The organism is Micromonospora sp. NPDC002717 (assembly GCF_040295705.1).
Classification (GTDB): Bacteria; Actinomycetota; Actinomycetes; order Mycobacteriales; family Micromonosporaceae; genus Micromonospora.
The window spans coordinates 20,411-33,468 of sequence record NZ_JBEOVW010000018.1; the positions used below are offsets into that span (position 1 = coordinate 20,411).

Here is a 13,058-nt window from a genome sequence, read left to right on the forward strand (position 1 = left end):
TCACATGCCGGCGCACTGCCCCAGGCTGTCGCCGGTGACGCTGTTGGGCTCGCCCCGGTCGGTCGGTTCGCTGTCGTTCCCGGTGCAGGTCAGTGATCCCGCGATCCGGTTGCCCGACAGCACCACCCAGCCGCCGGTGCCCGACACGCTCACCGCGCCGCGGACCTGGGCCCGGCGGAGCCAGACGGCGCGCGCGTGGTCGGCTTCCACCCCGCCCCGCAGCTGTGAATCCTCCACGAGTACGCCCGCGCCGGGGCGTACGACGATGTCGCCGCGGACGTCGGCATTCCGGACGCAGGTCGTCCCGGCCGAGACGGCGAGGTCGCCGTGGTGCGTTCCGGTGACCGTCCGGTCGCAGGCGGGCGCCACGGGCTCCGGCACCCACCGGTACAGGGTGCTGCCCCGGTTGTAGTAGTAGGAGCCGTTGCGGTCGATGGCCAGGTTCTGCATCCCGGTCTGCAGGACCGTCATCTGCAGGGTCGCGGGGTCGATCTCGAAGAGCCGGCCGGTCGAGGTGCCGACGAGCTTCCCGTGGTGCCAGAAGAGCTCCCGGCCGGTCGCGTAGATCTTGCTGTCGTCCACGCCGAAGTAGGTCTTGCGGAGCACCACGGTGCGCGTGTCCGGGTCGAACTTGAACAGCGCGTTCGCGGTGAAGCCCCACAGGTTGCCGTCGTCGTCGAAGGTGAGGGCCGAGACGTTCTCCTCCCCGGGGACGGGCACGGTCTCGAAGACCACCTTCCCGGTCGCCGGGTCGAAGACGAACAGCTTGCCCTCGCTGGTGGTCGGTTCGATGCCGATGCCGCCCCAGATGCCGGTGCCGCCGTAGACGAGGCCGTCCCGGTAGGCCAGGGCGAGCGGGGTCTGGTCCTTGACGACGTCGCGGAACACCCGCAGGTCTCCGGTCGACGGGTTGAACAGGGACAGCGCTCCGCCGAGCTGCCCGTAGTCCGGCATCGAGCCGATGGCCACCACGTCACCGGCGCTGGCCCAGCCGAGTGGTCGATCCTGGTGACTGCCCAGCGAGACGACCCGGTCGCGGGCCGTCACCGGGTTCGTCGCCGGATCCCACGGCCGGGTGGTGTCGTAGGTGTAGACCCGCGCTCCCGGATAGGTGCCGAAGACGAGATGGTCGCCGTGGGCGACGAGCCCCTCGGTCTGTCCGACACCGTTGAGCGGCTCGGTCGCGCCGCTGTCCACGTCCACCCGGGCGATCCCCGGCGGGGATCCGTACCCGCCGACGTAGACGTCGCCGCGCGGGCCGGTCGCCATCGACCGGATCAGGAACGGCGTCAGCTCCGCGTCGGCGCGCACCGCGGCCGTCCGCCCGGTGGCGGGGTTCCAGGCGTGGAAGATCGACTTGCTGGTCGCGGTCACCACGGACGTGCCGGGGAACCCGTCGGTGCCCAGCTCCATCAGGGCCCAGCCACGGGCCGCGGATCCCTGGAGGTTCATGGAGATCCGGCGCTGCTGCCGGGTGTCGAGGTCGTAGGCGATCACCGCACCGTCGATCGGCACGATCAGCGCCTCGCGCCGGCGTACGCCGCTGTCCTCGGTGCTCACCTCGGGAGACACCGCCAGACCCACGACCTGGGGTACGACGTCCACCCACGCCTGCTCGGCCAGCGAGTAGACGAGCAGGTCGGTCGAGGGTGTCGGCCGGGCGAAGAGCAGCCCGCCGGAGACGGTCACGTCGTAGAGGAAGGTGTCGGCGTCGTGCCCGGGTGGCAGCGGGATCTCCCGGATCTCGCCGGTGTGCGTGTCGAGGCGGGTGAGGCTGGCCCGCAGTGCGCCGCCGCCGGCGTACACGTACCGGCCGTCGGAGTCGATGCTGCGCACGTAGATGTTGCCCTCGACCTGCACCCCGTAGTCCTGCCACTGCCCCGTGGCGGGGTCGTAGGCGATCACCTTGCCGTCCGGATAGGTGCCCCACACCGGCCGGCCGCGGTCGTCGAGGGTCGCCGACCACAGGTGCGTCTGACCGAACGGCGCGGTGGCGACGAGCTCGAGGGTGAGGTCGTCCGGGTCGAACCGCCACACCTCCCCCTTGGTCTGGGTGCCGATGTAGATGTCGCGGTCGGCGGTCGTGACGAACGACCAGGACATGATCACGTTCGGCATCGTCCGGCTCATCAGGCGCGCACCGGTCACGATGTCCACCGCGCTGAACGTCGAGGGACTGCCACCGCCGATGACCACCCCGATGTCCCGTCCGGCCGAATCGGTGGTGTAGCCCGCCCCGGCGTTGGTGATGCCGGCGATCGGCTCGCCCAGATCCTGCTCGACACCGGCGGGCGGCTGTGGAGCGGGGCCGGTGGCGGCGAACGCGACCGAGTCGACGAGGCCGTCGACGGTGCCGACCGAACTGGAGTAGATGACCGGCTCCGCGCTGACCGCGCCGGCCGGCGCCGGGAACGTCGCCGCCTGGCGGTCCCAGACCCCGAGTGCGGGGCGCAGCACCTGGTAGGGCTGGGCTATCCGGGCGCCGGCGGAGTCGTAGAAGTAGACCGTCGGTTGCAGGACGCCGCTGGCGAGCTTGAGGTCCATCGAGAACGTGTAGTTCGTGCCCCCGGTCACCGGTACGCGCGCGGGTCGCAGGCCGGCGCCGGCGGTCGTGCTCGCGTCGCGTACCCGCAGGCTCCGAGCACCGTCGCTGGCGTCGGTGTCGTCGAGGGAGTAGTACTTCTCCGAGCCGGCGAACAGCGGGGACCAGCTCGCGGGCAGGCCGTCCGGGCCCACCTCCTCGAAGCTCGCGTTCGCCAGCAGGTTCCCGCTGGTGCCCGCGGTCACGCCGGTCGTACCGGCGCTCGCGGGTGGCGCCAGGAGCGCGACCGGCGCCAGCACCACCGCACTCAGCATCCACCGGGCCCAGGCCCGGCGCCGTCGGTTGTCGCTCACGGCGACTCTCCCTTCAGTCCGACGCACTGCCCTGACACCTGTCCGGTCACCGCGTTGCGGACGCCGTCGTCGGTCGGCGCCCAGCCGTTCTCCGCGCAGCCGAGCGCGCCGTCGATGGTGTTGCCGGACAGCAGCACACTTCCGCTGGTACTCGTGATCGACACCGCCCCGTCGACGCGGGACCGGACAACGCTCACCACCCGGGCCTGGTCCGTGGTCACGCCACCGTGCACGTGGGAGTCCTCGATCCGGACGCTCGCCCCGGCGCCGACCTGGATCGGGCCGTTGACCACCGCGCCGGTGACGCAGGTCTTGCCGGCGGTGACCCGGAGGGGGCCGTCGTGCGTACCCGTGACGGACGCGTCGCAGTCGCGCGGGTCGTCGGCGGGTTCCCACCGGAACACGTTGGTGTTGTTCGCGACGTAGATCGTCTCGTCGCGGTCCATGCCGGCGATGCGGACGTCCTGGCCCAGGACCAGCCCGTGTTCCAGGGTCTGCGGGTCGAACCAGAACAGTTTCCCTCCGGCGTTGCCGTAGAAGCGGGCGTCCGCGGCGCGGTAGAACAGCTCGGTGCGGAAGCCCCACAGGTTGCCGTCGGCGAATCCGGAGTCGAAGGAACGGGTGACGGTACGGGTACGCGGGTCGAACTCGAAGACGGTGCCGTCCCCGACCAGGCCCCACACCATGCCGTTCGGACCGACGGTGAGCGCCTGGACCACCTCGCCGCCGCCCACCACGGGGCCACTCCAGAGCCTCTCACCGGCCTCGACGTCCCAGACGAACAGTTCGGCCCGGTCCCGGGTCGGGGTACTCGACAGCCCGCCGTGGATCGAGGTGCCGCCGACGACGAGCCCACCGACCGTGGTCAGCGCGGTCACGCTCTGGTCCGGTACGACGTCGCGGTGGAACCGGTACGCCCCGCTGGCCGGGTCGAAGACCACGAGACCGCCGCCCAGCTCCCCGTAGTCGGGGACGGTGCCGCCGACCACGAGATCACCGGCCGACACGAGGGTCACCGGCCGGTCCTGCCCGAACTCGGCGCGGCCGAGCGAGAACAGGTGCCGGGGGTTGCGGCCCCAGTCCCAGGCGACGTCACCACCGACCTCGCCCGCGTAGTACTCCGCGCCGGGGTAGCTGCCCACCACGATCCGGTTGCCGTGGGTGGTGATGCTGTCGGCCTGCTTCGGCCCCGACAGCTGCTCGAGCTGGCCCGTCTCCCGGTTGACCCGGGCCATGACGCCGGCGCTCAGGTAGGCGCCGAAGTACGCGTTTCCGTCGGGGCCGGTGCCGACCGAGTGGACCGTCGCCGGGGTGCTCTGGATGACGTTCGGCAGGATGTCGCCGGTGCGGTTCTGCAGGTTGTACCGCCAGATCGTGCCGTCTCCACGCATGCCCACCAGAGTCGTGCCCGGGAACTGCGGGGTGCCGAGTCGCATCGGCTCGAAGGCACGGGTGGTGCCGAGCGCCGCGGCGAGGGGGCTGTCCTCCCAACCGATGGAGGCCGTCTGCCGGGTGGCGACGTCGTAGCCCTGGACCTCGTCTCCTGAGGCGTAGAAGAAGCGGCCGTCCACCGCACCACGGGTCATGTGTCCGAAGGCGATCGGCTGCCCGACCGTGTCGGTGCAGCACCACTGCCCGGCGGAGAGGTCGTAGACGAGATGGTTCCGGCCGTCCAGGGTCGGCGAGTACTGCACGAACACCAGGTCACCGTGGCGGGTCACCCGGTTGATGAAGCTGGCCCTCGACGCCACCGGCTCCGGCAGCGGGATCTCGGTCTTCCCGCCGGTCGCCGGGTCGAGGCTGAACAGGTGCGGGACAGCGCCCGTGCCGACCCAGAGCTTGCCGCCGACCTCGTCGAAGCCCCAGGCGTAGTCCCCGTCGGCCGTCATACCGCCGTAGTCGCGGAACGCCCCGGCGGCGGGGTCGTAGGAGTAGACCTTGGCGTCCGGGTAGGTGGTGCCGTAGAGGATGCCGTCCCTGATCAGCAGCGTCCGCAGCATCCCCTCACCGACCACCCCCGTGGCGATCTTGGTCACCTGGTCGGTTGCGGGGTCGTACCGCCACAGGGTGCCGTCGTTGGGTGCCCGGACGCTGAGGTAGACCAGCCCGGAGTCGTCCACCACGATGGAACTGGCGACGGTGTAGCCCGGAAAGGTCGTGGTGTGCAGCAGTTCGCCGGTGCGGGCGTCGATGGCGTTGAAGCTCACCGGGGTGCCGTCGCTGAAGCCGTAGACGACGGGGGTGCCGTCGGGGCGTACGTCCATCGCCGCGAGCCGCACGTTGGCGGTGTACATCGAGCCGAGGTCCACGAACTCGGCCATCGGGTCGTGCTCCACGGCGGCGGCGCTCGTCGCTGGTGTCGGTGACGCGTGTGCGGGCGCGGTGAGGGCGGCGAGTACCGCCGCGCACAGGAGCAGGGCGAGCGACGCCCTGCGGCGGATGCGTGGGCCGGGTCTGGATGAACCTGGCATGGTGTCACCTTTCGGTCGACGCGGGACGGGACGATGGGCGAAACGGGCCGGCCCGCTCGCCGGGGCGAGCGGGCCGGGGTGGGCGCTACTGGTGTGTCGTCGCGGGATCGAAGCGGTAGACGTGGGTGGCGTCGGCGAAGTAGATCCGGCCCTGCCCGTCCATCGCCGACTCCCGTACGCCGGTCTCGACGAGCACCTCGATCGCCAGCGTCGTCGGGTCGAACCGGAAGAGCCGGCCACCGGCGTTGCCGTAGAAGCGCCCGTCGGATGGGCGGTGGTACAGCGACGAGACCCGGCCCCAGGTGTTGGTGTTGCGCAGGCCGGTCGCGACCGACCGGAGCACCTTCCGCTGACCCGGGTCGTACGCGAAGACGGTGCCGTCGTCGGCCATCCCCCACAGCATTCCGTCGGGGCCGAACTCGAGTTCGTGGATGACCGTCGCGCCCGGCACGACCACGTCGCTCCACGCGAGCCGGCCGGCGGCCACGTCCCAGGCGAACAGCCGCGCCTGGTCCTGCGTCGGCTCGCTGGACAGCCCGCCGTGGATCGACGTGCCGCCGTAGACGACCCCGTCCCGGTAGGCGAGCGAGACGACGCTCTGGTCGTCGACGACGTCGCGGTGGACCTCGGCGGCCCCGGTGGCGGGGTCGACGAGGGTCAGCGCGCCGCCGAGCTGCCCGTAGTCCGGGACGCTGCCGACCGCGAGCCGCTCCCCCGCCGAGGTCATGTCGAAGATCCGGTCCTGGAAGTGCGGCTCGCCCCGGCCGAGTTCCAGCACCTTGCGCGGATTGGTGCCCCAGGCCCAGGGCTGCGCCGGGTCGCCGGTGTGCACGACGGCACCCGGGTAGGAACTCACCGCGATCGTCCCGTTGTGGCTGACGATCGCGTCGGCCTGCTTGGGCCCGCGGATCTGCTCGACCTGCTGCGACTCCTGGTCGATCCGGCTCATCACGCCGCTGCTGAGGTAGGCGCCCATGTACACGGTGCCGTCGGGGCCGACGCCCATGCTGTGCGCCCCGGCGGGTGAGCCCAGCACGTCGGCGGGGACGATCCGGGACCGCCTGGTGGCGAGGTTGTAGTGCCAGAGGCGACCATCGGTGTCGATGCCCACCACGGTCTCGCCGGGGAAGAGCGGTTCACGCAGGTCCATGACGCTCATCGCGTACGTGCCGACGGCGTCGGCCAGCTGGGCCGGCAGGGCGCTGTCCTCGAATCCGGTCGAGACGCGACGCCGGGCGGGCACCTGGTAGCCGGCGAGGGTTCCGCCGGCCATCAGGTAGAAGGTGCCATCGCGCCCCTGGGCGGTGGGTTCCGCGCCGAAGGTGTTGCCGATGACCTGGTCGAGCCACCGCTCGCGCTTCAGGTCGTACACCGCCATGTCGTACGTGCCGCGCGGGGAGAGCCGCACGAAGACCAGGTCGTCGCGGGGCTCGATGCCGATGAACCAGTCGGTGTTCTCGAGCAGGGGCGCGGGCACCGACATCTCGGTGGTCTGACCGGATCGCGGGTCGACCTGGTACAGGTGGGGCACCGGTCCGGTGCCGGCCCAGACCCTGCCTGCCACGATCCCGACGGAGAAGACGTAGGCGGCGTCGGTGGTGAGGCTGCCGTAGTCGCGGAACCGGCCGGTCGCCGGGTCGAACGACACGAGCTTCGCGTGCGGGTAGGTGCCGAAGTACAGGACGCCGTCCGCGTCGAAGGTGGCCGAGTAGAGGGCGGTCTCCCCGGCGATCCCACCGAGATGCTCCAGCCGCATGGTGTCCGGGTGGAAGCGGAACACGGCCGCCGGCGTGGGGGCGCGTACGGAGAAGTAGACGGTGCCGTCGGGTGCCAGCTCCACCCATCCGCCGACGGTGTAGCCGTCGAGCGGGATGGCCGTGATCCGCCTGCCGTCGCGGGCGTCGACGACGGTGAAGCTGGCCGGGGTGCCGTTGGAGATCGCGTAGGTCACCGGCGTGCCGTCGGGCAGGGTCCCGAATTCGGCGTTGCGGACGTTCACCGTGTAGAGCGCCGGTCCCAGGTCGGTGACCTGGCCGGCGGTCGCCACGACAGCGGGGGGTGCCGCCGGAGCGGCGGTGGTCGTCAGCAGGAGGAGCGGGAGACAGGCGGCGAGGACGACCGAACCTCGCCGGAGTCCGCTGGGCAGGAGCGATCGCATGGGGGCACCTCTTCTGTTCGTCCGGATTGCGCCTCGTGGTACTGCAATCGATGGCAAAGACAGGTGGAAGGGCGTGCCGCTGAGCGCGTGACGCCGCTACTTGAGGCCGCTCATCATCACGCCGCGGACGAAGAACCGCTGCAGGAGGACGAAGACCACGACGGTGGGGACGAAGGTGATGACGGAGGCGGCCATCGTGGTGGCCAGTTCGGTGTCCTGCTCCTGGAGGCTGTTCAGACCCACCGTCAGCACGTAGTTGCCGGGACTGCGCTGGGACACCAGGGGCCAGAGGAAGTCGTTCCAGTGCCACAGGAAGACGAAGGTGCCGAGCGTGGCCATGATCGGCTTGGTCTGCGGCAGGATGATCGACCAGTAGACCCGGAACTCGCTCGCCCCGTCGATGCGGGCCGCCTCGATCAGCTCGTCGGGGATCTCCTGGATGAACTGCCGCATCAGGAACATGGCCTGGGCGTTGGCGATGGTGGGGACGACCATCCCCCACATCGTGTCGAGGCCACCCATCTCCGACACCATGATGAACAGCGGGATGAGCGTCAGGTGCCCCGGCACCATGAGCATCGCGACGAACAACCAGAAGACGAACTCCCTGCCCAGAAACCGCTTCTTGGCGAACGCGTAACCCGCCATCGAGGCGAAGAGCAGGACGAGGACCACCGACGCCAACGAGTAGACCGCCGAGTTGAGGGCCCACTCGTACACCTGGTTGCTGCCGAGGGCGTCGGCGTACGCGTCGAAGGAGATGCTGTCCGGCAGCAACGAGCCGGGCAGTTCCACACCCTGCTTCGGTTGCAGGGACAGCACGAGCATCGCCCAGAAGGGGAAGAACGTCACCACCGCGCAGAGCGCCAGCGGCACGTGCATCCACAGGGCCCGGCGCCGCCGCCGGTCGGGCCGTCGTACGGGAGTCTGCGGTGTGCTGGCCGTCGGTGGGGCGGGGGCGTGCGCGACCGTGGTGCTCATGCCGACTTCCCCTTGTTCATCAGGCGGTGCTGGATCAGCGAGGTGATGAGGGTGATGACCAGCAGGACGACGCCGGCGGCGCTCGCGTAACCGAAGTCGAAGTAGCCGAAGCCCTGGTCGTAGATCATGTACGTCAGCGAGTAGCTCGCCCGCACCGGACCGCCGCCGGTCATCACGTAGATGGTGTCGAACACCTGGAAGGATCCGATGATCTCCAGGACCAGGACGAAGAAGAGGGCCGGCTTCAGCAGCGGCAGCGTGACGTGCCAGTAACGGCGCCGCCACCCGGCCCCGTCGACGTGGGCGGCCTCGTAGTACTCGTTGGGGATGGCGAGCATTCCGGCGAGCAGGATGAGCATGTTGTAGCCGAAGCCCTTCCACGCGCTCACGATCGCCAGCGCGGGAATGACCATGGCCTCGCTCTGCAACCAGCCCACGTCCGGGATGCCGACGAGGTTGAGCAGCCAGTTGAGCGGACCGTCGACCTCGAAGATCCACACCCAGATGATTCCGGACATGACCGTGCTGGTGACGACCGGGAGGAAGAAGATGGAGCGGTAGATGCTCATCCCGCGCAGGGTCCGGTCGCACAGCGTCGCCATCGCCAGGGACACCCCCAGGCTGAGCGGGATGGTGAGCAGGGTGTAGTAGGCCGTGACCTTCAGCGAGTTCCAGAACAGCGAATCGCCGAACAGCCGGGTGAAGTTCTCCGTCCCCACGAAGGTGAAGGTGCCGGCGATCCCGTAGTCGCCCAGGCTGAGGAACATGCCCATGACCGCGGGGATGATCCGGAACACCAGGAAGAAGAGGACGTACGGCAGGATGAACAGGTAGCCGGCGAAGGCGGCCCGCGAGCGCCACCAGGGCCTTCTCGCGCGTCGTGCCTCCGACTGCGGCACTGGCTGGACTGTCCCTACGGCCTGCTCGCTCACCACACCTCCTTCGCCGGTGGTCGCAGGCGTGCCGGGCACGGCCACGCCTGCGACCGTCGAATGTGAATCAGCGGCGCTCGAGGAGCGCGTTGACGTCCTTCTCCGCCGCGGCGAGCGCGTCCCCGGGTGCGGTCTTGCCGAGCAGCACGGCCTGCAGGTGCGGCTTGATCAGGTTCATGATCTCCCGCGCCTTCGGGTGGATGACGCCCGACCGGATGACGTCCAGGTGCTTCTCGCCCTCGGCCATCCCCGGGTTGTCCGAGTACAGCCCCGTGACGGACTTCCTCGGCGCGTAGTAGCCGTTCTTCTGGTCGAAGGACCGCATGTGTTCCGGGCTGGTCAGGAAGTCGATCCACGCCTTCGACGCGGCCTTGGCGTCGCTGCCGGCCAGCACCGACAGGCCACCCACCGAGCCGGCGGCGACCTGCACCTTGTCGGTGAGCGGCTGGCTGACCACCAGTTCCTCCGGCTTGAACAGCTTCGCCAGGCTGGCGGTCGTGTTGTTGGGCGAGTAGGCCTGCTTGCCCTGCCCCAGCGCGCTCTGCTCCAGCGTCTCGGCCGTGGTCAGGCTCTGCTGCGAGGTCCACCCGTTGTCGACCAGCTTCTTGACGAACTCCAGGGCCCGCAGCCCCTCGGGGCTGTTGAACGCCGCCTTCTTGCCGTCGGCGGTCAGGACCTCACCGCCGGCCTGCCAGAGGTAGGGGTAGAAGCTGTGGTTGAGGGTGAGGGTCTGGGCGGCCACGTAGTCGGTCGGGACGTATCCGGCCGCCTTCACCTTCGGCGCCATCTGCTCGATGTCCGCCCAGGTCTCCGGGCACTTCTCCACCCCGGAGGCGGCGAGCACCTGCTTGTTGCACACGCCGATCAGCGCCTGCATCAGCAGCGGCACACCGTAGAGCTTCCCGTCCCACGACATCGCGTCGAGCGCCGCCGGCGTGAAGTCGTCCCGGTCGTCGGCGATCACGTCCTCGACGGGCTCCAGCACGCCCTCGACGGCGAACTTGGGGATGAAGTCGGGGTTGAAGTAGACGACGTCGGGGCCCTGCTTGCCGGCGATCGCCGTGACGAGGGTTTCCTCGCGGTTGGTGAACGGTTGCACCACAACGTCGACGTCGACCTTCGGGTACTTCTGCTTGAACTGCTCGACCACCGGATCCCAGTAGCTGTCCTTGCCGCTGTCCCCGATGGGGTAGGTCCAGAAGGTCACCGAGCCCTCGACGGCACCCGGGTCCGTCGGCATCGCGCTGTCCCCGCCGTTGCAGCCGGCGACGGCCAGCGTCACCGTCAGCACCATGGCGCCCAATCGGAGTCTGGAATTACCGCTCATGCCGCCCCCTCTTTCTGAAACAGCCTGCCCCCGCCTGCTTTTCATCGTGCAATCGGTTGCAGAGAACCTAGCGTCGGCACCGCCACCGGTCAAGGGCATCGATAGGTCGAACTGTTCCTGGCGAGCGATGTCGTCAGTGCAGGTTGGCCGGTCGACGACCGACGAGCGGTCGACCACCCCGCCGGGGTCGGCACCCGGCCCTCACCGCGACGCGCCCCGCCGGCCCGGTCACGCCAGCAGGTCGTAGGACTCCACGCTCACCTCGTGTCCGAGCGGTGCGCCGGCCACGAACCGGCACAGCTCGTCGACCACGATCCGACCCTGCGTCTGCCGCGCCTCGACCGTGCCGCCCGCGACGTGCGGCGTGACGACGACGTTCGGCAGACCCAGGAACGCACTCGCCGCCGGCAGCGGCTCGGTGTCGAACACGTCCAACCCGGCCGAGAGCCGGCCCGGCACCAGCTCCGCGAGCAGGGCCTCCTCGTCGACGACCCAGGAGCGGGCCGTGTTGACCACGATCGCGCCGTCCGGCAGCGCGGCGAGTTCGCCGCGGCCGACCAGGTGCCGGGTCTCCGGGGTGGACGGCGCGTGCACGGCGACGACGTCGCTGCACCGGAACAGCTCCGCCAACCCGACCAACTCCACCCCGTGCCCCGCGGCCACCGTCGGGTCGGCGTACGGGTCGTACGCGCGCAGCGCCGACGCGCCCAACGCCCGCACCATCCGCGCGTACTCCCGCCCGGTGCGACCGAAACCGACGATTCCGACGTTGCGCGCCGCCAGCGCCCGGCCCAGCACCGGCCGCCGTGCCGACGCCCAGTCACGCCCCGTCCACAGGGCACGGTCGTGCCGGTGCAGGTTCCGCAGCAGGGCGAGGGTCAGGGTGAGCGCCATCTCGGCGACGGCGGGCGCCATGGCCGCCGCGCCGGCCTGGCAGACCCGCAGCCCGGACCGGAGGACCGTGACCGGGAACAGCCGACGGATCGAACCGGCCGAGTGCAGGGCGAGTCGCAGCCGCTCGCCACGCAGTCGGGCCGGGTCGAACGGCGTCGTGCTCCACGACGTGACGACGACGTCGAACCGGTCGGCGGCGGCCGGCGGCAGCACCGTCCCCCGGTCGCCGTCGCCGAACTCGACGACCGCGTGGTCGTGCAGGCGCTGCTGGGCCTCCGGCGCGAACAGCAGGTCGTACTCGTCCGGGGCGACGACGACGCAGAGGGTCGGCTTGGTCATGGCGGGCAGGTCTCCTCGGGGGTGTCGACAGCGGCCAGGCGCCCGCGCAACCACGCGTAGCAGGCGTCCAGGACGTGGTCGGGATGGGCGTGTCCGGTGTTGTGGTAGAGCGTTTCCAGGCCGGGCGGTCCGGGCCACCGTCGGGCGGCCCGCTCGACCAGACGGTGGTTGTGCCATCCGTCCGAGGCGCCGCCGCCGGCGAGCAGGAACGGCCGCGGCGCGACCAGGGCGAGCAGGTCGTCATGGTCGCGGTCGGGCGGCACCGCGCCGTCGAGATACCAGGGATCGGCCCAGTTCGAGTACGCCAGGCCCAGGCCCGGTTCGTGCGCGACTCCCGCGGCGATCCGCGTGTCCAGCGCGGTCAGGTGCAGTGCCAGCTTCCCGCCGAGCGAGTGGCCGAAGGCACCGATCCGGCGGGGCGCGACCCACGGTACGCAGGCGAGGGCGTCCACCGCGAGGAACAGGTCGGCGAGGCTGCGGCCCAGACCGGTGATCGCCAACGAGTCCGCGTGCGACGCGGCGCTCGGTCCGTACCGTTCGCTCAGCGAGGCCGTCTCCGTCGCCGGATCGAGCACGTACTCGAACCACCACGGCACGGCGAGGACCGCGAAGCCGCGCGCGACGAGGTGCCGGGCGTAGGCCTGGGACCGCCGTCGAGCGGCACTGTGGCCGGCGGTGCGGACGCACGGCTCACCGAACAGGGTGGCCACCTCGTAGAACGGCACGACCACGGCCGGGCGGGCATCCTCACCCGCCGGCCGGACCAGCTCCGCCCGCATCGTCGTCCCGTACGAGGTCAGGTCGACGGGACAGCGCAGCGTCCCGTCGGCGGTCTTCCGCGCCGATCCGATCTCCCACGACCCGTCCGGATCGCGGACCGCGCCCAGCCACCGCCGCCACCAGTTCCGGCCCTGCTCCGGCTCGTGATGCTCGTCGGCGGCACCTTCGGGGGTCACCGGGCCAGGGTAAGTCCGCGCCCACTCCGACTGCAATCGATTGCTCACGGAAGTCGAGGGTCCTGCGCGGGGCAGGCCGATCGGACACGGCTAACGTGCAGCACG

The 13,058-nt window shown here is 70.6% G+C and carries 8 protein-coding genes; all 8 read right to left on the reverse strand.

Going from position 1 to position 13,058, the window contains the following annotated elements:
- The 8 genes from ABT006_RS24295 to ABT006_RS24330 all read right to left on the reverse strand — a co-directional run bounded on the left by ABT006_RS24295 (nucleotide 1) and on the right by ABT006_RS24330 (nucleotide 12,953).
- Entirely contained in the window at nucleotides 1-2,895 is a 2,895-nt protein-coding gene (locus ABT006_RS24295; protein WP_350709888.1) for a hypothetical protein, read from the reverse strand.
- Nucleotides 2,892-5,366 (reverse strand): NHL repeat-containing protein, encoded by a 2,475-nt coding sequence (locus tag ABT006_RS24300; protein WP_350709890.1) that lies wholly within the window; start codon nucleotides 5,364-5,366, stop codon nucleotides 2,892-2,894. Before ABT006_RS24300 ends, ABT006_RS24295 begins: the two co-directional genes overlap by 4 nt.
- A gap of 85 nt (nucleotides 5,367-5,451) precedes the next feature.
- Nucleotides 5,452-7,524 (reverse strand): hypothetical protein, encoded by a 2,073-nt coding sequence (locus tag ABT006_RS24305; RefSeq protein WP_350709892.1) that lies wholly within the window; start codon nucleotides 7,522-7,524, stop codon nucleotides 5,452-5,454.
- Between the two features lie 96 nt (nucleotides 7,525-7,620).
- The gene (locus ABT006_RS24310) at nucleotides 7,621-8,505 is read right to left on the reverse strand and encodes a carbohydrate ABC transporter permease (RefSeq protein WP_350709894.1); all 885 of its coding nucleotides are present in this window, start codon (nucleotides 8,503-8,505) and stop codon (nucleotides 7,621-7,623) included.
- The gene (locus ABT006_RS24315) at nucleotides 8,502-9,437 is read right to left on the reverse strand and encodes a carbohydrate ABC transporter permease (RefSeq protein ID WP_350709896.1); all 936 of its coding nucleotides are present in this window, start codon (nucleotides 9,435-9,437) and stop codon (nucleotides 8,502-8,504) included. The genes ABT006_RS24310 and ABT006_RS24315 overlap by 4 nt, the downstream gene beginning before the upstream one ends.
- Before the next feature lie 67 nt (nucleotides 9,438-9,504).
- Complete coding sequence (locus ABT006_RS24320) at nucleotides 9,505-10,764, reverse strand: ABC transporter substrate-binding protein (RefSeq protein ID WP_350709898.1); 1,260 nt, start codon at nucleotides 10,762-10,764, stop codon at nucleotides 9,505-9,507.
- A 228-nt stretch (nucleotides 10,765-10,992) separates the two neighbouring features.
- Nucleotides 10,993-11,997, reverse strand: a complete 1,005-nt coding sequence (locus ABT006_RS24325) for a hydroxyacid dehydrogenase (RefSeq protein WP_350709900.1) — start codon at nucleotides 11,995-11,997, stop codon at nucleotides 10,993-10,995.
- The gene (locus tag ABT006_RS24330) at nucleotides 11,994-12,953 is read right to left on the reverse strand and encodes a dienelactone hydrolase family protein (protein WP_350709901.1); all 960 of its coding nucleotides are present in this window, start codon (nucleotides 12,951-12,953) and stop codon (nucleotides 11,994-11,996) included. Before ABT006_RS24330 ends, ABT006_RS24325 begins: the two co-directional genes overlap by 4 nt.
- Nucleotides 12,954-13,058: the final 105 nt, after the last annotated feature.